Below are 19,278 nucleotides of genomic sequence, written 5' to 3' on the forward strand. Positions count from 1 at the left end.
GCGCCTGTGGGGGCGCTTCAGCGGCGACAGTCGCGGCCAAAGCCCCCACGGAGCCCGATTTCACTCCTCGCTGCCGTCCTCGGCGTCGGCGACCGGCGCCTCGGCGGATTCGGCGACTTCGGCGCCCTCCTCGCCTTCGACCAGCTCCTCGTCCTCGACCACGGTCGGTTCCTGCACCCGCTCCAGGCCGACCAGGGTCTCGTCCTTGGCCAGCTTGATCAGGGTCACGCCCTGGGTATTGCGGCCGGAGCTGGAGACCTCGTCGACGCGGGTACGCACCAGGGTACCCTGGTCGGAGATCAGCATGATTTCCTCGCCGTCCTGCACCTGGATGGCGCCGACCAGCTTGCCGTTACGTTCGTTGCTGACCATGGCGATCACACCCTGGCCGCCGCGACCGCGACGGGGGAAGTCGCCCAGGTGGGTACGCTTGCCATAGCCGCGCTCGGAGGCGGTGAGGATCTGCGCGCCGGCTTCGGGGATCAGCATGGAGATCAGGCGCTGGCCTTCCGGCAGGCGCATGCCGCGCACGCCACGGGAAATACGGCCCATGATACGCACGTGTTTTTCCTGGAAGCGGATGACCTTACCGCCGTCGGAGAACAGCATGACTTCCTTGGCGCCGTCGGTGATGGCCGCGGCGATCAGGGTGTCGCCCTCCTCCAACTTCAGCGCGATCAGACCGGCGCTGCGCGGACGGCTGAACTGCACCAGCGGGGTCTTCTTCACGGTACCGAAGGCGGTGGCCATAAAGATGTAGGCGCCGGTCGGCTCGTCGTTGGCCAGTTCGGTCTCGCCGTCTTCGGCCGGCTCGGCGGCAGGCGCTTCGGCCTCGACCACTTCGCCTTCGATCAGCACGCCTTCGTCGTCCAGGTCTTCGTCAGCACCGGCGCTCTGCTGCAGGGCTTCCAGGTCGATCTGCAGCATCGCGGTGATGCGCTCGCCCTCGTCCAGCGGCAACAGGTTGACCAGCGGACGACCGCGCGCGGTACGCGACGCCTCGGGAATCTCGAAGGTGCGCAGCCAGTAGACCTTGCCCTTGCTGGAGAACAGCAGCAGGGTGGCGTGGCTGTTGGCGACCAGCAGGTGTTCGACGTAGTCCTCGTCCTTCACCCCGGTGGCCGACTTGCCCTTGCCACCGCGGCGCTGCGCCTCGTAGGCGGCCAGCGGCTGGCTCTTGGCGTAGCCGCCATGGGAGATGGTGACCACGCGCTCTTCTTCGGTGATCAGGTCGGCGATGGTCAGATCCATGCGCGAGGCGACGATTTCGGTACGGCGGGCGTCGCCGAACTCGGCCTTGACCTTCTCCAGCTCCTCGCGAATCACTTCCATCAGCCGCTCGGGGCTGGTCAGGATGTGGATCAGCTCGCCGATCAGCTGGAGGATTTCCTGGTACTCGGCCAGCAGCTTCTCGTGCTCCAGGCCGGTCAGGCGGTGCAGGCGCAGCTCGAGGATGGCCTGGGCCTGCTCCGGCGACAGGTAGTACTTGCCGTCGCGCAGGCCGTATTGCGCATCCAGGCCTTCCGGGCGGCAGGAGTCGGCGCCGGCGCGCTCGACCATGGCCTCCACGGCAGACGATTCCCAGGCGGTGGCGATCAGGCGCTCCTTGGCTTCGGCCGGGGTCGGCGAGGCCTTGATCAGCTCGATCACCGGGTCGATGTTGGACAGGGCGACCGCCTGACCTTCGAGGATATGACCGCGCTCGCGCGCCTTGCGCAGCTCGTAGACGGTACGCCGGGTCACCACTTCGCGGCGGTGACGGACGAACACCTCGAGCATGTCCTTGAGGTTCAGCGTCTTCGGCTGGCCGTCGACCAGCGCCACCACGTTGATGCCGAACACGCTCTGCATCTGGGTCTGGGCGTACAGGTTGTTCAGCACCACGTCCGGCACTTCACCACGACGCAGCTCGATCACTACGCGCATGCCGTCTTTGTCGGACTCGTCGCGCAGCTCGGTGATGCCTTCGATCTTCTTCTCTTTGACCAGCTCGGCGATCTTCTCGATCAGACGCGCCTTGTTCAGCTGGTACGGCAGCTCGGTGACCACCAGCTGCTGGCGGCCGCCGACCTTGTCGATGTCCTCGACTTCGACGCGGGCGCGGATATAGATACGCCCGCGACCGGTGCGATAGGCCTCGATGATACCGGCGCGGCCATTGATGATGCCGGCGGTGGGAAAGTCGGGACCCGGGATGTACTGCATCAGGTCGTCGACGGTCAGGTCGGCGTTGTCGATCAGCGCCAGGCAGCCGTCGATCACTTCACCGAGGTTGTGCGGCGGGATGTTGGTGGCCATGCCCACGGCGATACCGGACGAGCCGTTGACCAGCAGGTTCGGCACCTTGGTCGGCATCACCGCCGGAATCTGTTCGGTGCCGTCGTAGTTGGGCACCCAGTCGACGGTTTCCTTGTCCAGGTCGGCCAGCAGCTCATGCGCCAGCTTGGCCATGCGCACCTCGGTGTAACGCATGGCCGCGGCGTTGTCGCCGTCCACCGAACCGAAGTTGCCCTGGCCGTCCACCAGCATGTAGCGCAGGGAGAAGTCCTGGGCCATGCGCACGATGGTGTCGTACACGGCGGTGTCGCCGTGCGGGTGGTACTTACCGATCACGTCACCGACCACACGGGCGGACTTCTTGTACGGCTTGTTCCAGTCGTTGCCCAGCTCGCTCATCGCGAACAGCACGCGACGGTGCACCGGCTTCAAGCCGTCGCGCGCGTCCGGCAGTGCACGCCCGACGATCACGCTCATCGCGTAGTCGAGGTAGGACTGTTTCAGCTCGTCTTCGATATTGACCGGGAGGATTTCTTTGGCCAGTTCGCCCATGAGAAGCCTGGTTCCTTTTTCTGGTGAAACTCCGCGTCATTCTTCCTGAACGCCATGGAGTACGTCGCCATGGCCTCAGGCCATCAGCGACTCACGACAAATCAACGAGTTATGCCACGATTCGATGCAGTGAAGGCGGCCGCGAGCAGCCCCCTTGAAAACTGCCGGAGATTACCACAAAGCGTGCCGCACACCTACCCCGGAACCGGCCCAGGGCGGGACGAGAGGGCGGCGGGCCAGCCCGCCGCGAATGGCGAGGGTCGAGGGCCGGTGGACGCCGCGAACGACACCACCTCACCTTGTGCGAAGCAGCACAGCCAGCTCAGTGCAAACGCTTGCGACACATCAACTGGGCCATCTTGGCGCTGTCCGGGCGCTCGACCACACCTTTCTCGGTCACGATGTAATCGATCAGATCAGCAGGCGTCACGTCGAACACCGGATTGACCACCGCCACCTCCGCCGCCACCCGCTGCCCGGCGACTTCCAGCAGCTCGGCACCGTCACGCTCCTCCAGGACGATGTCCTCGCCGCTTTCCAGCGCCATGTCGATGGTCGAGCTGGGCGCCACCACCATGAAGCGCACGCCGTGGTGCATGGCGTTGACCGCCAGCTGATAGGTGCCGATCTTGTTGGCCACGTCACCGTTGGCGGTGATGCGGTCGGCGCCGACTATCACCCAGCTGATGCCCTTGGTCTTCATCAGGTGCGCCGCCGCGGCGTCGGCGTTCAGGCTCACCGGCACGCCGTCGCCGGCCAGCTCCCAGGCGGTCAGACGCGCGCCCTGCAGCCAGGGCCGGGTCTCGTCGACATGCACGTGCTCGACCAGGCCCTCCAGATGAGCCGCACGGATCACCCCCAGAGCGGTGCCGAAGCCGCCGGTGGCCAGGGCGCCGGCGTTGCAGTGGGTCAGCAGCACCTGCGGATTGCCCTGATGCTTGCGGATCAGCTCCATGCCCAGCTGGGCCATGGTCAGGTTGGCTTCGCGGTCGCTGGTGTGGATGGCGACGGCCTCGGCTTCGAGCTGGGCCAGCACCTCTTCGCCGTCCTTGAGCCGCTGCAGGCGCTCGCGCATGCGCTGCAGCGCCCAGGACAGGTTGACCGCGGTCGGCCGCGACTCGCCGAGCCGGGCGAAGTCGGCCTCCAGCGCCGCGCGCCAGTCGCCGCCGGCCTGCAGCCGCGCACGCGCCGCCAGCACCAGACCATAGGCGGCGGCGATGCCGATGGCCGGCGCACCGCGCACCACCATGTCGGTGATCGCCTCGGCCACCGCTGCCGCCGAATCGAAGCGCAGCCAGGTCTGGCGCTGCGGCAACCGACGCTGATCGAGCAGGTACAGGGCGCCGTCGCGCCAGTCGATTGCCTGAACCTTCTCCGCCGCCAGCAATTGCTCGCGCATCGCACACCTCGCCCTTCGCCGCCAAAAAATCGCGGATTATACGCAGACAAGCAGCTGCCGACCGAAGAATCCAGCCGCGCCGCGCCGGCCTTCGACTTCAAGCGCCGGATGTTCCTCTATACACTGGCGACCTTCACACGCAACCCTCACGCCAAGCGGACCGCCGACCATGCCCGACGCCCCTCTCGACCTGCTGCTCCTGCCAACCTGGCTGGTGCCCGTGGAGCCGGCCGGCGTGGTGCTGCGCGAACATGCCCTGGGCATCCGCGACGGCCGCATCGTCCTGCTCGCGCCGCGCGCCGAGGCCCTGCGCCAGCCCGCCCGCGAGGTGCGCGAACTGCCGGACTGCCTGCTCGCCCCCGGCCTGGTCAACGCCCACGGCCATGCCGCCATGAGCCTGCTGCGCGGCATCGCCGACGACCTGCCGCTGATGACCTGGCTGCACGAGCACATCTGGCCGGCCGAGGCCAAGTGGGTCGACGAGGCCTTCGTCCGCGACGGCACCGACCTGGCCATCGCCGAGCAGCTCAAGGGCGGCATCAGCTGTTTCTCCGACATGTACTTCTACCCGCAGGTCGCCGCCGAGCGGGTGCACAACGCCGGCATGCGCGCGCAGATCACCATTCCCGTGCTGGACTTCGCCATCCCCGGCGCGCGCGACGCCGCCGAGGCGCTGCGCAAGGGCCTGCAGCTGTTCGACGACCTCAAGCAGCACCCGCGCATCCGCATCGCCTTCGGCCCGCACGCGCCCTACACGGTGAGCGACGACAAGCTCGAGCAAATCCGCGTGCTGGCCGACGAGCTGGACGCCGGCATCCATATGCACGTGCACGAGACCGCCCAGGAAGTGACCGAGGCCCTGGCCCAGCGCGGCGAGCGGCCGCTGGCCCGCCTGGCCCGGCTCGGCCTGCTCGGCCCGCGCTTCCAGGCCGTGCACATGACCCAGATCGACGACGCCGACCTGGCGCTGCTGGTGGAGCACAACTGCAGCGTGATCCACTGCCCGGAATCCAACCTCAAGCTGGCCAGCGGCTTCTGCCCGGTCGAGCGCCTGTGGCAGGCCGGGGTCAACGTCGCCATCGGCACCGACGGCGCGGCGAGCAACAACGACCTCGACCTGCTCGGCGAGACCCGCACCGCCGCGCTGCTGGCCAAGGCCGTGGCCGGCTCGGCCACCGCCCTGAACGCCCACAGCGCGCTGCGCATGGCTACCCTGGGCGGCGCCCGCGCGCTCGGCCTGGACGCCCAGATCGGCTCGCTGGAAGTCGGCAAGCTGGCCGACCTGGTCGCCTTCGACCTCTCGGGGCTGGCCCAGCAGCCGATCTACGACCCGGTCTCGCAGCTGATCTACGCCAGCGGCCGCGACTGCGTGAAGCACCTGTGGGTGGGCGGCAAGCAGCTGCTCGACGAGCGCCGCCTGACGCGCATGGACGAAGACGAGCTGATCGCCCGGGCCAGGGCCTGGGGCGAGCGGATCGCCAAGCGGTAGCCCGGATGAAATCCGGGAAATAGCGGTCCGTCCAGGCCACAACGCCGATACGACTGCGACAAACTGACATACATTGAGAGTCCCCGCGTCGCCCAATGCCGCCGCCGAAACTGGCAACATGGGCGGCATACCGAATTCAAGGCTTTTGCAGAGAACCCTATGAGCAACGTCGACCGCGCCGAAATCGCCAAATTCGAGGCCCTGGCCCATCGCTGGTGGGACCTTCAGAGCGAGTTCAAACCCCTGCACGACATCAACCCGCTGCGGGTCAACTGGATCGACGAACGCGTCGGCCTGGCCGGCAAGCGCGTGCTGGACGTCGGCTGCGGCGGCGGCATTCTCAGCGAGGCCATGGCCCAGCGCGGCGCCACGGTGATGGGCATCGACATGGGCGAGGCGCCGCTGTCGGTGGCCCAGCTGCACCAGCTGGAGTCCGGCGTCGAGGTGGAGTACCGGCAGAGCACCGCCGAAGCCCTGGCCGAGGAACTGCCCGGCCAGTTCGACGTGGTCACCTGCCTGGAGATGCTCGAACACGTGCCCGACCCGTCCTCGGTGATCCGCGCCTGCCACAAGCTGGTCAAGCCCGGCGGCCAGGTGTTCTTCTCCACCATCAACCGCAATCCCAAGGCCTACCTGTTCGCGGTGATCGGTGCCGAGTACCTGCTGCGCCTGCTGCCGCGCGGCACCCACGATTTCAAGAAATTCATCCGCCCCTCCGAGCTGGGCGCCTGGAGCCGCGCCGCCGGCCTGGAGGTCAAGGATATCGTCGGCCTGACCTACAACCCGCTGACCAAGCACTACAAGCTGGAAGCCGACGTCGACGTCAACTACATGATCCAGACCCTGAAGGAGGCCTGATGCGCCTGCGCGCGGTTCTCTTCGACATGGACGGCACCCTGCTCGACTCGGCGCCGGACTTCATCGCCATCACCCAGGCCATGCGCGCCGCCCGCGGCCTGCCGCCGCTGGCGGACAAGGCGATTCGCGACCAGGTCTCCGGCGGCGCCCGCGCCATGGTCGCCTGCGCCTTCGCCGACGACCCGGACTCGGCCGCCTTCGAGGCCCTGCGCCAGGAATTCCTCGAACGCTACCAGGAGCACTGCGCGGTGCTGACCCGCCCGTTCGACGGCATCGACGCCCTGCTCGGCGACATCGAGCAGGCGCGCCTGCTGTGGGGCGTGGCCACCAACAAGCCGCTGCGCTACGCCGAGCCGATCATGCAGCGCCTGGGCCTGGCCCAGCGCTCGGCCGTGCTGGTCTGCCCGGATCACGTCGAACAAAGCAAGCCGGCGCCGGACATGCTGCTGCTGGCCTGCGAGCAGCTCGGCGTGCAGCCCGGCGAAGTGCTGTTCATCGGCGACGATGCGCGCGACATCGAGTCTGGCCGCGCCGCCGGCTGCAAGACCGCGGCGGTCACTTACGGCTATATCCACCCCGACGACAACCCACGCCACTGGGGCGCCGACGTGGTGGTCGACCACCCGCTGGAACTGCGCGCCGTGCTCGACCACGCGCTCTGCAGCTGCTGACTCGTTGGGCTTCGCTGCGCTCAACCCAACCTACGCCATCACGAGATACGATCCATGTTCGACTATCAAGCCCGCCCCAACCTGCTCAAGGATCGGGTGATCCTGATCACCGGCGCCGGTCGCGGCATCGGCGCGGCGGCGGCCAAGAGCTTCGCCGCCCATGGCGCCACCGTGCTGCTGCTGGGCAAGACCGAAGCCAACCTCAGCCAGGTCTACGACGAGATCGAGGCCGCCGGCCATCCGCAACCGGTGGTGATTCCCTTCAACCTGGAAACCGCCCTGCCGCACCAGTACGACGAACTGGCGGTGATGATCGAGAACGAATTCGGCCGCCTCGACGGCCTGCTGCACAATGCCTCGATCCTCGGCCCGCGCACGCCGCTGGAGCAGCTCTCCGGCGACAACTTCATGCGCGTGATGCACGTCAACGTCAACGCCATGTTCATGCTCAGCAGCACCCTGCTGCCGCTGCTCAAGCTGTCGGACGACGCCTCGGTGCTGTTCACCTCCAGCAGCGTCGGGCGCAAGGGCCGCGCCTACTGGGGCGCCTACGCGGTATCCAAGTTCGCCACCGAGGGCCTGATGCAGGTGATGGCCGACGAACTGGACGGCATCGGCAACGTGCGCGCCAACAGCGTCAACCCCGGCGCCACCCGCACCGCCATGCGCGCCCAGGCCTATCCGGGCGAGAACCCGGCCAGCCGTCCGCTGCCGGAGGAGATCATGCCGGTCTACCTCTACCTGATGGGCCCGGACAGCAGCGGCGTCAACGGCCAGGCCTTCGACGCCCAGTAAAGCTAAGGCAGACCCGGCGCCCGCCGCCGGGTTACGCCGCGACAGAAATCCGCCGCCCGCCGGCGCAAGCGGCATCAGATTGCCACCTCCCCGCCGGACAACCGGCAAAAGCCGGCCATTGGCCACCTTTCACGATACATAAGTGACTGACTTCACAGGGCTTTCGCCGCATTTGAACCAGCTGGCATGAAATTCGCTCTAACCCTCTCGTCGTCGCTACATCGCGCCAGAGGATCAGCTCCATGGTTCCCCCTAACCAGACCAACACCATCGATTTCGACGCGGCCAAGCTGCAGCGTCTGGGCTTCACCGGCAACCGCAACCTGCCACTCAAGCCCGCCAGCCTGGTCGAGCTGCGCCAGCAGCTGGGCCTGCAGCTGCAGACCAGCCTGGACGCCGAGCGCATCGTCAGCCTGTTCTTCCGCGAAGTGCAGCGCCTGGTGCCGCTCGATGCCCTGGCCTTCGCCCATCCGACCCACGACCTGCGCCTGGAGCTGGGCGAACGGGCGCCGCACTCGGCCGGCTACCGCCTGAGCCACGAGGGCGAGTACCTGGGCGAACTGATCTTCCGCCGCAAGCTGCGCTTTGCCGACGACGAACTGGCGCAACTGGAATCGCTGCTGGCCTGCCTGCTGTTTCCGCTGCGCAACGCCCTGCTCTACCGCACCGCGCTGCAGAACGCGCTGCGCGACCCGCTGACCGACACCGGCAACCGCATCGCCATGGACCAGGTACTGCAGCGCGAGGTGGACCTGGCCCGGCGCAACCTGCAGCCGCTGTCGCTGCTGATGCTGGATATCGATCACTTCAAGCAGATCAACGACAGCCACGGCCACGCCCTCGGCGACGAGGTGCTCAAGGCCGTGGCGCAGACCCTGAAGAACCAGCTGCGCAATATCGACATGGTGTTCCGCTACGGCGGCGAGGAGTTTCTCGTGGTGCTCTCCAACACCTGCCGCGAGGCCGCGGCGCTGGTCGGCGAGCGCCTGCGCTACGCCGTGCTGGAACTGCAGTGCCTGGACGGCGGCCGGCCGATCGAGGTGTCCATCAGCCTCGGCTGCGCCAGCCTGCTGCCGGGCGAGTCCAGCGAAAGCCTGCTGCGCCGCGCCGACGGCGCCCTGTATATCGCCAAACGCGAGGGACGCAATCGCCTGACCATGGCGGGATAGAGGCCACGGCAAGCTGCAGGTTCGTAGCCCCAAGGGTGACAAACACGAATGGCAGGACAAAAAAAGGGGCCCCATACGGAGGCCCCTTTTTCTGGCTGACGCTTAGCGCTTGCGGCCGAAGCCCGGACGCTGGCCGTCGCCGGCCGGCGGACGCTTGCTCGGCGCAGCCGGGCGCGGTTTGCGCGCGGGACGCTCGGCCAGCTCCACCGCCGGGCGCGGCTGGCGTTTCTTCACGTCGCTCGGTCGCTCGGCCACCGGCGTGCCGCGACCACCCTCGCGACGCTCGCCGCTGTCCTTGCGTGGTGCGCGCTGCGGACGTTGTTCACCGCCCTGCGAACGCGGCGCACGGGCCGGACGGGCGCCTTCTCCGGCCGCCTCGTCCGCGGCCGGGCGCAGCACGCGCTTGGCCCGCGGGTCCACCGGCTTGGCCGACTTGCGCTGCAGACGATCGAGCTTCTCGCGCACCTTCTCCTTCATCGCCGGCAGCGCCTGCGGGGTCAGGCCGACCTCGGCGCTGAGGATGTCCACCTCGCGCTGGTCCATCTCGCGCCAGCGGCCCATGGTCAGCTCGGAGGTGAGGAATACCGGACCGAAGCGCACCCGCTTCAGGCGACTGACCACCAGCCCCTGGGACTCCCACAGACGACGCACCTCGCGGTTGCGGCCTTCCATTACCACGCAGTGGTACCAGTGGTTGAAGCCCTCGCCGCCGGGCGCTTCCTTGATGTCGGTGAACTTGGCCGGGCCATCCTCGAGCATGACGCCGCGCTTGAGGTTCTCCAGCATCTCCTCGGTGACTTCGCCGCGTACGCGCACGGCGTACTCGCGGTCCATCTGATAGGAGGGGTGCATCAGGCGGTTGGCCAGTTCGCCGTCGGTGGTGAACAGCAGCAGCCCGGTGGTGTTGATGTCGAGGCGACCGATATTGATCCAGCGCCCCTCTTTCGGCCGCGGCAGGCGGTCGAACACGGTGGGCCGGCCTTCCGGATCGTCGCGGGTGCAGATTTCGCCGTCCGGCTTGTTGTAGATCAGCACGCGGCGCACCGAGCCGGCGATCTCTTCGCGCTTGAGCAGGCGGCCGTCGAGGGCGATGGCGTCATGGCTGTCGACGCGCTGGCCGAGGCTGGCGGTGGCGCCATTGACCTTGACCCGACCTTCGCCGATCCAGGTCTCGATCTCGCGACGCGAGGCCAGGCCCAGACGAGCCAGGACTTTCTGCAGTTTCTCGCCTGCAGGACGCGGTTGTTCGTGCTCTGTCATCTTGGGCACCTCCCGGTGTAGTAACGGATGATCGAAGGGGCGCGAATCATACGCGCGGCAGGACTCTTAGGGTAGCCGAGAGTTACAACTTGCGCCGGCCGGTCGCCTGCAGCGCCAGCAGGCGCATGTCGGCCTCGGCCAGCAGCGCCCGCCGCCCGGCCTTGTCCAGACGCTTCCAGCCCTTGATTTCCTGGCGGCTGCGACCGCAGCCCAGGCAGATATCCTGCTCGAATTCGCAGACCTTGATGCAGGGACTCTTGCTCATGACGGCTACCTTGCGGGCATTGATCGAATGCGGGCAAGGATAAAGACAGCAGGCGCCTAGGCGGGATTGAAGAATTGCATGCCGCGCTTAAACAGACTCAATGCAACGACTCGTCGGCATCCAGGTCGGCCATACGCTCGTCGCCCTGCTCCTCGTCTTCGACCAGGCGCAGGTCGTCGAAATCGGTCTTCAACCCCTGCTCCATGGTGTCCAGTTCGGCCAGCAGGCTACGGAAGCTGGTTTCCTCGCGCGGTTCGGCGACTTCGCCGCCTTCCTGCAACGCCAGGTCGGCGCGCGCCTGCAGCCCTGCCGGCACCTCGGCGTCGTCGTCCAGGGCCAGCTCGGGCTCCGGCTCCAGCTCGCGCAGGGCGGCCAGCGGCGGCAGCTCGTCGAGGCTCTTCAGGTTGAAGTGGTCGAGAAAGCCCTTGGTGGTGGCGAACATGGCCGGGCGCCCGGGCACGTCGCGGTAGCCGACCACGCGAATCCACTCGCGTTCGAGCAGGGTCTTGGTGATGTTGCTGTTGACCGCCACGCCGCGCACGTCCTCGATCTCGCCGCGGGTGATGGGCTGGCGGTAGGCGATCAGCGCCAGGGTTTCCAGCAGCGCGCGCGAGTAGCGCTGCGGACGCTCCTCCCACAGCCGGCCGACCCAGGGGGCGAAACGCTCGCGCACCTGCAGGCGGTAACCCGAGGCGACCTCCTTGAGCTCGAAGGCGCGCCCCTCGCAGGAATCGCGCAACAGCTCCAGCGCCGCCTTGAACTGCGCCGGCTCCGGTCGCTCGCCCTCCTCGAACAGCTCGTACAGGCGCTCCAGGGACTGCGGCTTGCCGGAAGCCAGCAGAAAGGCTTCGAGCAACTGGGCCAGTTCGCGGGGGTCGGTCAGGTTCATTCGGCTCGGGCTCGGACGTGGATGGCGGCGAAGGGCTCATTCTGCACCAGCTCGACCAGGGATTCCTTGATCAATTCGAGCACCGCCATAAAGGTCACCACCACCCCCAGGCGCCCCTCCTCGGCGGCAAACAGCTCGACGAAGGGCACGAAAGCGCCGCCCTTGAGGCGTTCGAGCACCTCGCTCATGCGCTCGCGGGTGGACAGCGCCTCGCGGGTGATCTGGTGACTCTCGAACATGTCGGCGCGGTGCAGCACCTCGGCCATCGACAGCAGCAGCTCTTCCAGGCTGACCTCCGGCAGCAGCTTGCGCGCCCGCGCCTCGGGGGCGTCCAGGCGCGGCACGACGACGTCGCGGCCGACCCGCGGCAGCTCGTCGAGGCCCTCGGCGGCGGCCTTGAAGCGCTCGTACTCCTGCAGTCGGCGGATCAGCTCCGCGCGCGGATCGTCCTCTTCCTCCTCGGCCTCGGCCGAGCGCGGCAGCAGCATGCGCGACTTGATCTCGGCGAGCATGGCGGCCATCACCAGGTATTCGGCGGCCAGCTCCAGGCGCACGGTGTGCATCAGCTCGACGTAGCCCATGTACTGGCGGGTGATTTCCGCCACCGGGATGTCGAGGATGTCGATGTTCTGCTTGCGGATCAGGTACAGCAGCAGGTCCAGCGGCCCCTCGAAAGCTTCGAGAAACACCTCCAGGGCGTCCGGCGGGATATACAGGTCCAGCGGCAGCTCGGTGACCGCCTCGCCGTAGACCAGGGCGAAGGGCAGTTCCTGCTGCGCGCCGGCCTGGCTGTCGACGGATTCGCTCATCGGCTGCGGCTCCTTCATCGGTACTTCAGGCCCATGGCCAGGCGCACCTCGGCCAGGGTGTCGCGGGCCTCGTCGCGGGCGCGCTCGGCACCCTCGGCGAGAATGCTGCGCACCAGGTCGGGGCTGTCCTCGTAATCGATGGCGCGCTGCTGCAGCGGCGCCAGTTCGCTCTGCAGCGCCGTGCACAGCGCGCCCTTGCAGTCCAGGCAGCCGATGGCGGCGCTGCGGCAGCCATTGACCACCCAATGCAGCTGCTCGTCGCTGGAATACAGCTGGTGCAGCGGCCACACCGGGCAGCGCTGCGGCTCGCCCGGGTCATCGCGGTGCACCCGTGCCGGGTCGGTGGGCATGCGCCGCAGTTTTTCCTCGATCTCGGCGTCGCCGTCGCGCAGGAAGATCGCGTTGCCGCTGGACTTGGCCATCTTCTGCCCGTCCAGCCCGGGGATGCGCGCGAGCTCGGCGAGCAGCGGCTGGGGTTCGGCGAGGATCACCTTGGCGCTGCCCTCCAGATAGCCGAACAGGCGTTCCTGATCGCCCAGGGTGATGTTGCTCTGCTCCTTGAGCAGCGCCCGCGCGGTCTCCAGCGCCTCGCCGTCACCCTGCTCCTGGTAGGCCTTGCGCAGGCTGCTGTAGAGCTTGCCGGCCTTCTTGCCGAGCTTGCCGATGGCGGCCTCGGCCTTGAGTTCGAAATCCGGCTCGCTGCCGTACAGGTGGTTGAAACGCCGCGCCACTTCGCGGGCGAACTCGATATGCGGCAGTTGGTCCGCTCCCACCGGCACCACGCCGGCGCGGTACAGCAGGATGTCCGCCGCCTGCAGCAGCGGGTAGCCGAGAAAGCCGTAGGTGGACAGGTCCTTGCCGGCCTGGCGCTCCTGCTGCTCCTTGTAGGACGGCACCCGTTCCAGCCAGCTCAGCGGGCAGATCATCGACAGCAGCAGGTGCAGCTCGGCGTGCTCGGGCACCTGCGACTGGATGAACAGGGTCGCCGAGCTGGGGCTGACGCCCGCCGCCAGCCAGTCCACCGCCATGTCCATGACGTGCTGCGACAGCTGGCCGACCTCGGCATAGTCGGTGGTCAGCGCATGCCAGTCGACGATGCAGAAGAAGCAGTCGTACTCGTGCTGCAGCTTGACCCAGTTTTTCAGCACGCCATGGTAGTGCCCGAGGTGTAGACGGCCGCTGGGGCGCATGCCCGACAGCACGCGCCGCTCGGAGTCGATAAGGCTCAAACCGGTTTACCTAAACGAACAGACAAGGCGGCGAAGTATAGGGCAGCCAGGCGCCGAACGGAAAAACCCCGACGGGAACGCCGTCCACCACGCCCAGTCCAAACATTGATGCCGGCGTCGGCTCGCCGCGCCGGGGCCCATGACAACCCACCGGGAGCACACCATGAACAACAATGCCCTCTCCCTCTGCGCCAGCCTGCTGTTCGCCTGCCTGTTCGCCTTGGCCCTGCCGGCCCAGGCGCAGATGATCGGTACCGAGGAAATCCTCAGCGAACAGAACCTCGCCGCCGAACGCGCCAAGCTCGACGCCCTGCTCGCCCGCAGCGACGTGCAGCAAGCCCTGCAGGCCATGGACGTACCACCGCAACTGGCCCGCGAACGGGTCAACGCCATGACCCCGGCGGAAATCGCCAGCCTGTCGCAACGCCTCGACAGCCTGCCGGTGGCCGGCGCGCTGAGCGGCACCGACTTCATCATCATCTTGCTGGTGGCGATACTGGTGGCGCTGATTCTCTAGGGCTTGAGAAAAGGCGAGGGATCGCCACAGCCGACGCGGACGATTTCCGGCTCGTCGTCGGCCAGGTTGACCACGGTGGAGGCCTCCAGGCCACCGAAGCCGCCGTCGATGATCAGCTCGACCTGGTGTTCGAGGATCTGGCGCATCTCGTAGGGATCAGACAGCGGCAGGTCGTCGCCCGGCAGGATCAGGCTGACGCTCATCAGCGGTTCGCCGAGCTGCTCCAGCAGCGCCAGGGCGATGGGGTGGCCGGGCACGCGCAGACCGATGGTGCGCCGCTTGGGGTGCAGCAGCATGCGCGGCACTTCGCGGGTGGCATTGAGGATGAAGGTGTAGGGCCCCGGGGTGTGGTTCTTCAGCAGGCGGAAGGCGGCGGTATCGACCTTGGCGAACAGGCCGATCTGCGACAGGTCGCGGCACACCAGGGTGAAGTTGTGCTTGTCGTCGAGCTGGCGCAGACGGCGGATGCGCTCCACCGCGTTCTTGTCGCCGATGGCGCAACCCAGCGCATAGGACGAATCGGTCGGATAGACCACCACGCCGCCGCCGCGGATGATCTCCACCGCCTGTTTGATCAGGCGCGCCTGGGGATTCTCCGGGTGAACCTGGAAAAACTGACTCACGTTTGCTCCCTGCTCATGAAGTGACAGCGGGTGGCTGTGCATGTTCGAAGCGCTTCCAGAGCGCCGTCAGGTCGTCGGGCAACGGGCGGTACATGCCCAGTTCGGACCAGTCGCCCGGCGCATGGAAGTCGCTGCCGACGCTGGCCATCAAGCCGAATTCGCGCGCCAGAATCGCCAAGCCGCCGACCTGCTCGGCCGGCTGCATGCCATTGACCACTTCCAGGGCATGCCCGCCCGCCGCAACGAAGTCGGCGACCAAACGCCGACGCTTACTGCGAGTAAAGTCGTATTGCCACGGATGCGCCAGGCTGATCCAGGCTTTGGCCGCGCGCAACGTGCCGACCGCGTCCTCCAGCGCCGGCCAGTGCTGCTTGACGTCGCCCAACTTGCCCGAACCGAGCCACTTGCGAAAGGCCTCAGCGCGGTCGCGCACATGCCCGGCGCGCACCAGGAACTCGGCGAAGTGCGGCCGCGCCGGCGCATTGCCGCTGTCGCCCAACTCCTGCTGCACCGCCCGCGCGCCCTGCAACGCCCCGGGCATGCCCTTGGCCGCCAGGCGCCGGTCGATTTCCTCGGCGCGCTGCCAGCGCCCGTGGTGCAACGCCTCGATGGCCGCACGCAAAGCCGGTGCGTCGCTGGCGAAGGCGTAGCCCAGCACGTGGATGGTGGCGCCGCCCCAGGTGCAGGACAGCTCGATGCCGTTGACCAGCTGCATGTCCAGGGCCTCGGCGGCGCGGCGCGCCTCGTCCAGCCCCTCCAGGGTGTCGTGATCGGTCAGTGCCAGCAGCCGCACGCCACGCTCGAAGGCCCGGCTCACCAGCATAGCGGGGGCCAGGACGCCGTCGGAGGCGGTGCTGTGGCAGTGCAGATCGACAGTCATGGCGGCGCTTTCGTTGAGATTGATGTTTGTTATTATGCCGGCACATGCGACTTCTGGCTGCCGCCGCGCAGTAAAAAGCCTGCCCCGCTCCATGATCGACCCCATCTAAGGACTGAGATGCTCTACGCCATCATCGCCACCGACGTCGAAAACTCCCTGGACAACCGTCTGGCCGCTCGCCCCGCCCACCTCGCCCGCCTCGAGACGCTCAAGCAGGAAGGCCGCCTGCTGCTGGCCGGCCCGCACCCGGCGATCGACAGCAACGACCCGGGCCCGGCCGGCTTCAGCGGCAGCCTGATCGTCGCCGAGTTCGACTCCCTCGCCGCCGCGCAGAGCTGGGCCGACGCCGACCCCTACCGCGCCGCCGGCGTGTACGCCAGCGTGGTGGTCAAGCCGTTCAAGAAAGTGCTGCCCTGATCCCTCCCACGCTGCTTTCGCTTACAAGGAATCGCGATGCGCCCGATCCCGCTGTCCGTGCTGGCCACCCTGCTGCTGACCTGCGCCCTGGCGCAAGCCGAGGAAACACCTCCCCAGCCGCTCGCCGCGGCCACCTCGGCCGAGGCGCAGGCCGATACCCTGGAACAGCGTCTGGCGCAGAGCGAACAACTGCGTAGCGAACAGCAGGCCAACAGCGCCGCGCAGTTGCAACGGCTGCGCCAGGAAAACCAGCGCCTGCGCCTGCAGCTCAAGGAGAGCCAGGCCCGGCAGCAGCCCGGTCTGCTCAGCGAGGAGCAGACCTGGTTCGCCCTCGGCGCCGGGCTCAGCCTGCTTTCCGTGCTGGTCGGCGCCCTGCTGCGCGGCCGCCGCAAGACCCGCCGCGAGTGGATCAACTGAGCGCCATGAGCCGCTTACTGCTGATCGACGACGACCAGGAGCTGTGCGAGCTGCTGGCCAGCTGGCTGACCCAGGAAGGCTTCCAGGTCACCGCCTGCCATGAGGCCGGCAGCGCCCGCCAGGCCCTCGTCGAGCAGGCGCCGGACGCCGTGGTGCTGGACGTGATGCTGCCCGACGGCAGCGGCCTGGAGCTGCTCAAGCAGTTGCGCGGCGAACATCCGGAACTGCCGGTGCTGATGCTCTCGGCCCGCGGCGAGCCGCTCGATCGCATCCTCGGCCTGGAGCTGGGCGCCGACGACTACCTGGCCAAGCCCTGCGATCCGCGCGAGCTGACCGCCCGCCTGCGCGCGGTGCTGCGGCGTAGCGCACCGGCGCCGACCAGCAGCCAGCTGGAGCTGGGCGACCTGAGCTTCAGCCCCAACCGCGGCGTGGTCAGCATCGGCGCGCACGACGTGCCGCTGACCGTCTCCGAGAGCCGCCTGCTCGAAGCCCTGCTGCGCCAACCCGGCGAGCCGCTGGACAAGCAGGCGCTGGCGCAACTGGCCCTGGGCCGCAAGCTGACCCTCTACGACCGCAGCCTGGACATGCACGTCAGCAACCTGCGCAAGAAGCTCGGCCCGCACCCGGACGGCCGCCCGCGTATCCTCGCCCTGCGCAGCCGTGGCTACTACTACGCGCCGTAGCTTGGCGCTGAGCGCAGCGAAGCCCAACAGGGCGCCGCCCGCGGCTCCGCCCGGCGTACCCGAGGCTCCACCCGGCACCTGCAGCGCCACTCGATACCGCCACGCCCCGGTAAAGCCCACCCAACAATGCCTTTACCCAAGCTTTACCCAGGCCTGACCGCCCTTGACCTTGACCGCCGCATACTGAGCCCATCCGGTAACGACCGGTTTCGAGACAAGGAGAACCACCATGCGCAAGACCCTCACCGCCCTGCTGCTCGCCGCCACCCTGCCGACCCTGGCGATGGCCATGCCCATGCACGAAGGCGGCCCGCGCCATCACGACCGCGGCCACGGCATGTTCAAGGAGCTCAACCTGAGCCAGGAACAACGCCAGGAATTTCGCAAGCTGATGGGCGAACAGATGAAGAGCAAGCGCGAGCTCACTCAGCGCTACCTGGACAAGTTGCCGGAGGCCGACAAGCAGGCCATGCACAAGGAGCTGGAGAAGGCCCGCGCCGACCAGCACAAGGCCCTGCGCGACCTGCTCAATCCCGAGCAGCAGAAGGCCTTCGACGAACACCAGAAGAAGATGGAGGCGCGCCGCGCCGAAATGGCCGAGTTCAAGGCCTGGAAGGCCGAGAAGGAAGGCCAGGGCAACTGAGCCGACTCAACCCACGGCCCGCCGCTTCCCCGAAGCGGCGGGCTTTCGCATGAGGAATCACCGTGCGTTCACTGTTCTGGCGCATCTTCGCCAGTTTCTGGCTGGCCATCGCCCTGGTCGCCGGATTGTCCATGCTGCTCGGCCGCGCGCTGAACCAGGACGCCTGGGTTCTCAGCCTGCACCCGGGCCTCGACGACCTCGACCGCAAGTGGGTGAAACGCTATGAGCAGCAGGGCCCGCACGCCGCCCAGCAGTTCCTCGAACAGCGCAAGCAAAAATATCGCATCAACACCCAGGTAATCGGCGAGAGCGGCCAGCCGCTGGTCAAGGGCACCTTCCCGCCTCGCGCCGCCGCCTTCGAAGCCCGCCACGGCGAGGCCCGCCGCCTGCCCTGGCGTCGCCTGACCGCCGAGTACACCAGCCCGGAGAGCGGCGACAGCTACCTGTTCATCTACCGCATCCCCCACCCGGAACTGGCCGCCTGGCACCGCGGCAGCCTGTTCTGGCCGCTCAGCGCGCTGGGCATCGCCCTGGTGGTGCTGACCCTGTTCAGCCTGCTGCTGACGCTGTCGATCACCCGCCCGCTGGATCGTCTGCGCGGCGCCGTGCACGACCTCGGGCAGACCGCCTACCAGCAGAACAGCCTGGCGCGCCTGGCCACCCGTCGCGACGAACTGGGCCTGCTGGCCAAGGACTTCAACCGCATGGGCGAGCGCCTGCAGGGGCTGATCGGCAGCCAGCGCCAGCTGCTGCGCGACGTCTCCCACGAATTGCGTTCGCCGCTGGCGCGCCTGCGCATCGCCCTGGCCCTGGCCGAACGCGCCGAGGCGGCCGAGCGCGACAAGCTGTGGCCGCGCCTGAACCAGGAGTGCGACCGCCTGGAGGCGCTGATCAGCGAGATTCTCGCCCTCGCCCGCCTGGATGCCGACCTCGGCGCCGCACAACCCGTCGACCTCGCCGCAATGCTCGGCAAGCTGCAAGAGGATGCGAGCCTGACCGCCCCCGAGCAGCGCCTGCAGATCCGCCTCGAGCACAGCGCTGCGCTGCACGGCTGGCCGGATCTGCTGGAACGGGCGCTGGACAACCTGCTACGCAATGCCCTGCGCTTCAACCCGAGCGGGCAACCCATCGAGATCGAGGTCCGGCGCCAGGGCGAGCGCCTGCTGCTCAGCGTGCGCGATCACGGCCCCGGGGTGGCGGCCGATCATCTGCAGCGCCTGGGCGAGCCGTTCTTTCGCGCGCCGGGGCAGAACGGCGCCGGCCATGGCCTGGGCCTGGCCATCGCCCGCCGCGCCGCGCAGCGTCATGGCGGCGAACTGCTGCTGAGCAACCACCCGGAGGGCGGTTTCGTCGCCACGCTCAGCCTGCCGCTGCAACCTCAGGATCGCCCGTAGTCCGGATACGACCGGGCTGGTGCCAGGCTCGCCGGACGGGGA

Annotated in this window: 20 protein-coding genes; 11 read left to right on the forward strand and 9 right to left on the reverse strand. The window is 67.9% G+C overall.

The annotated features are described in order from the left end of the window. Positions 1 to 60: 60 nt before the first annotated feature. Together gyrA and mtnA are read right to left on the reverse strand one after the other, a co-directional pair. Positions 61 to 2,829, reverse strand: coding sequence for a DNA gyrase subunit A (gyrA, locus tag ACW9UL_RS14615; RefSeq protein ID WP_021445088.1), 2,769 nt, complete (start codon positions 2,827 to 2,829; stop codon positions 61 to 63). 322 nt (positions 2,830 to 3,151) lie between these two features. After that, positions 3,152 to 4,228 (reverse strand): S-methyl-5-thioribose-1-phosphate isomerase, encoded by a 1,077-nt coding sequence (gene mtnA, locus ACW9UL_RS14620; protein WP_457787454.1) that lies wholly within the window; start codon positions 4,226 to 4,228, stop codon positions 3,152 to 3,154. Between the two features lie 169 nt (positions 4,229 to 4,397). On the opposite strand from mtnA, the gene ACW9UL_RS14625 reads away from it, so the two are divergent. From ACW9UL_RS14625 to ACW9UL_RS14645, 5 genes are all read left to right on the forward strand, one after another. Then, a complete protein-coding gene (locus ACW9UL_RS14625) occupies positions 4,398 to 5,717 on the forward strand; it encodes a TRZ/ATZ family hydrolase (protein WP_457787455.1) in 1,320 nt (439 codons plus the stop codon). 159 nt (positions 5,718 to 5,876) lie between these two features. Next, positions 5,877 to 6,575: a bifunctional 2-polyprenyl-6-hydroxyphenol methylase/3-demethylubiquinol 3-O-methyltransferase UbiG gene (gene ubiG, locus ACW9UL_RS14630; RefSeq protein ID WP_122108512.1), complete on the forward strand. Its 699-nt coding sequence runs from the start codon at positions 5,877 to 5,879 to the stop codon at positions 6,573 to 6,575. Beyond that, a complete protein-coding gene (gene mupP / locus ACW9UL_RS14635) occupies positions 6,575 to 7,246 on the forward strand; it encodes an N-acetylmuramic acid 6-phosphate phosphatase MupP (protein WP_457787456.1) in 672 nt (223 codons plus the stop codon). Before ubiG ends, mupP begins: the two co-directional genes overlap by 1 nt. A gap of 54 nt (positions 7,247 to 7,300) precedes the next feature. Continuing rightward, positions 7,301 to 8,041: a YciK family oxidoreductase gene (locus ACW9UL_RS14640; RefSeq protein ID WP_021444340.1), complete on the forward strand. Its 741-nt coding sequence runs from the start codon at positions 7,301 to 7,303 to the stop codon at positions 8,039 to 8,041. Positions 8,042 to 8,283: 242 nt separating this feature from the next. Further along, positions 8,284 to 9,210 carry a GGDEF domain-containing protein gene (locus ACW9UL_RS14645; RefSeq protein ID WP_021444341.1) on the forward strand — a complete coding sequence of 309 codons (927 nt, stop codon included), beginning with the start codon at positions 8,284 to 8,286 and terminating at the stop codon, positions 9,208 to 9,210. A gap of 102 nt (positions 9,211 to 9,312) precedes the next feature. Here ACW9UL_RS14645 and rluB read toward each other — a convergent pair whose 3' ends face one another. The 5 genes from rluB to ACW9UL_RS14670 form a co-directional block, all read right to left on the reverse strand. After that, positions 9,313 to 10,470, reverse strand: coding sequence for a 23S rRNA pseudouridine(2605) synthase RluB (gene rluB / locus ACW9UL_RS14650; protein WP_122108515.1), 1,158 nt, complete (start codon positions 10,468 to 10,470; stop codon positions 9,313 to 9,315). Positions 10,471 to 10,552: 82 nt separating this feature from the next. Then, positions 10,553 to 10,735 carry a DUF1289 domain-containing protein gene (locus ACW9UL_RS14655; protein WP_021442447.1) on the reverse strand — a complete coding sequence of 61 codons (183 nt, stop codon included), beginning with the start codon at positions 10,733 to 10,735 and terminating at the stop codon, positions 10,553 to 10,555. 97 nt (positions 10,736 to 10,832) lie between these two features. Further along, positions 10,833 to 11,624: an SMC-Scp complex subunit ScpB gene (gene scpB / locus ACW9UL_RS14660; protein ID WP_457787457.1), complete on the reverse strand. Its 792-nt coding sequence runs from the start codon at positions 11,622 to 11,624 to the stop codon at positions 10,833 to 10,835. Beyond that, the gene (locus tag ACW9UL_RS14665; RefSeq protein WP_122108521.1) at positions 11,621 to 12,433 is read right to left on the reverse strand and encodes a segregation and condensation protein A; all 813 of its coding nucleotides are present in this window, start codon (positions 12,431 to 12,433) and stop codon (positions 11,621 to 11,623) included. Before ACW9UL_RS14665 ends, scpB begins: the two co-directional genes overlap by 4 nt. Before the next feature lie 14 nt (positions 12,434 to 12,447). After that, positions 12,448 to 13,662 carry a tryptophan--tRNA ligase gene (locus tag ACW9UL_RS14670; protein ID WP_397496868.1) on the reverse strand — a complete coding sequence of 405 codons (1,215 nt, stop codon included), beginning with the start codon at positions 13,660 to 13,662 and terminating at the stop codon, positions 12,448 to 12,450. A gap of 163 nt (positions 13,663 to 13,825) precedes the next feature. Here ACW9UL_RS14670 and ACW9UL_RS14675 point away from each other — a divergent pair, with 163 nt between their 5' ends. Next, entirely contained in the window at positions 13,826 to 14,179 is a 354-nt protein-coding gene (locus ACW9UL_RS14675) for a PA2779 family protein (RefSeq protein WP_457787458.1), read from the forward strand. Here ACW9UL_RS14675 and ACW9UL_RS14680 read toward each other — a convergent pair. Together ACW9UL_RS14680 and ACW9UL_RS14685 are read right to left on the reverse strand one after the other, a co-directional pair. Continuing rightward, complete coding sequence (locus tag ACW9UL_RS14680) at positions 14,176 to 14,802, reverse strand: L-threonylcarbamoyladenylate synthase (protein WP_021442452.1); 627 nt, start codon at positions 14,800 to 14,802, stop codon at positions 14,176 to 14,178. The two genes, ACW9UL_RS14675 and ACW9UL_RS14680, sit on opposite strands and share 4 nt — an antisense overlap. A 13-nt stretch (positions 14,803 to 14,815) precedes the next feature. After that, positions 14,816 to 15,682: a PHP domain-containing protein gene (locus ACW9UL_RS14685; RefSeq protein WP_397496869.1), complete on the reverse strand. Its 867-nt coding sequence runs from the start codon at positions 15,680 to 15,682 to the stop codon at positions 14,816 to 14,818. A gap of 117 nt (positions 15,683 to 15,799) precedes the next feature. On the opposite strand from ACW9UL_RS14685, the gene ACW9UL_RS14690 reads away from it, so the two are divergent. The 5 genes from ACW9UL_RS14690 to ACW9UL_RS14710 all read left to right on the forward strand — a co-directional run bounded on the left by ACW9UL_RS14690 (position 15,800) and on the right by ACW9UL_RS14710 (position 19,236). Then, positions 15,800 to 16,099 carry a YciI family protein gene (locus ACW9UL_RS14690; protein ID WP_457787459.1) on the forward strand — a complete coding sequence of 100 codons (300 nt, stop codon included), beginning with the start codon at positions 15,800 to 15,802 and terminating at the stop codon, positions 16,097 to 16,099. A gap of 36 nt (positions 16,100 to 16,135) precedes the next feature. Beyond that, positions 16,136 to 16,516 carry a hypothetical protein gene (locus tag ACW9UL_RS14695; protein ID WP_021442455.1) on the forward strand — a complete coding sequence of 127 codons (381 nt, stop codon included), beginning with the start codon at positions 16,136 to 16,138 and terminating at the stop codon, positions 16,514 to 16,516. Between the two features lie 5 nt (positions 16,517 to 16,521). Beyond that, positions 16,522 to 17,199 (forward strand): response regulator transcription factor, encoded by a 678-nt coding sequence (locus ACW9UL_RS14700; RefSeq protein WP_021442456.1) that lies wholly within the window; start codon positions 16,522 to 16,524, stop codon positions 17,197 to 17,199. A gap of 229 nt (positions 17,200 to 17,428) precedes the next feature. Next, a complete protein-coding gene (locus ACW9UL_RS14705; RefSeq protein WP_457787460.1) occupies positions 17,429 to 17,842 on the forward strand; it encodes a Spy/CpxP family protein refolding chaperone in 414 nt (137 codons plus the stop codon). 62 nt (positions 17,843 to 17,904) lie between these two features. Continuing rightward, positions 17,905 to 19,236: a sensor histidine kinase gene (locus ACW9UL_RS14710; RefSeq protein ID WP_457787461.1), complete on the forward strand. Its 1,332-nt coding sequence runs from the start codon at positions 17,905 to 17,907 to the stop codon at positions 19,234 to 19,236. Positions 19,237 to 19,278: the final 42 nt, after the last annotated feature.

The organism is Pseudomonas sp. PL-6, from assembly GCF_054110165.1.

Coding starts and splice junctions, on each gene's coding strand:
- ACW9UL_RS14625 (WP_457787455.1), top strand. CDS start 4,398: ATGCCCGACGCCCCTCTCGACCTGCTGCTCCTGCCAACCTGGCTGGTG.
- ACW9UL_RS14695 (WP_021442455.1), top strand. CDS start 16,136: ATGCGCCCGATCCCGCTGTCCGTGCTGGCCACCCTGCTGCTGACCTGC.
- ACW9UL_RS14640 (WP_021444340.1), top strand. CDS start 7,301: ATGTTCGACTATCAAGCCCGCCCCAACCTGCTCAAGGATCGGGTGATC.
- ACW9UL_RS14645 (WP_021444341.1), top strand. CDS start 8,284: ATGGTTCCCCCTAACCAGACCAACACCATCGATTTCGACGCGGCCAAG.
- ACW9UL_RS14700 (WP_021442456.1), top strand. CDS start 16,522: ATGAGCCGCTTACTGCTGATCGACGACGACCAGGAGCTGTGCGAGCTG.
- ubiG (WP_122108512.1), top strand. CDS start 5,877: ATGAGCAACGTCGACCGCGCCGAAATCGCCAAATTCGAGGCCCTGGCC.
- ACW9UL_RS14690 (WP_457787459.1), top strand. CDS start 15,800: ATGCTCTACGCCATCATCGCCACCGACGTCGAAAACTCCCTGGACAAC.
- scpB (WP_457787457.1), bottom strand. CDS start 11,624: ATGAACCTGACCGACCCCCGCGAACTGGCCCAGTTGCTCGAAGCCTTT.
- gyrA (WP_021445088.1), bottom strand. CDS start 2,829: ATGGGCGAACTGGCCAAAGAAATCCTCCCGGTCAATATCGAAGACGAG.
- ACW9UL_RS14655 (WP_021442447.1), bottom strand. CDS start 10,735: ATGAGCAAGAGTCCCTGCATCAAGGTCTGCGAATTCGAGCAGGATATC.
- rluB (WP_122108515.1), bottom strand. CDS start 10,470: ATGACAGAGCACGAACAACCGCGTCCTGCAGGCGAGAAACTGCAGAAA.
- mupP (WP_457787456.1), top strand. CDS start 6,575: ATGCGCCTGCGCGCGGTTCTCTTCGACATGGACGGCACCCTGCTCGAC.
- ACW9UL_RS14685 (WP_397496869.1), bottom strand. CDS start 15,682: ATGACTGTCGATCTGCACTGCCACAGCACCGCCTCCGACGGCGTCCTG.
- mtnA (WP_457787454.1), bottom strand. CDS start 4,228: ATGCGCGAGCAATTGCTGGCGGCGGAGAAGGTTCAGGCAATCGACTGG.
- ACW9UL_RS14675 (WP_457787458.1), top strand. CDS start 13,826: ATGAACAACAATGCCCTCTCCCTCTGCGCCAGCCTGCTGTTCGCCTGC.
- ACW9UL_RS14705 (WP_457787460.1), top strand. CDS start 17,429: ATGCGCAAGACCCTCACCGCCCTGCTGCTCGCCGCCACCCTGCCGACC.
- ACW9UL_RS14665 (WP_122108521.1), bottom strand. CDS start 12,433: ATGAGCGAATCCGTCGACAGCCAGGCCGGCGCGCAGCAGGAACTGCCC.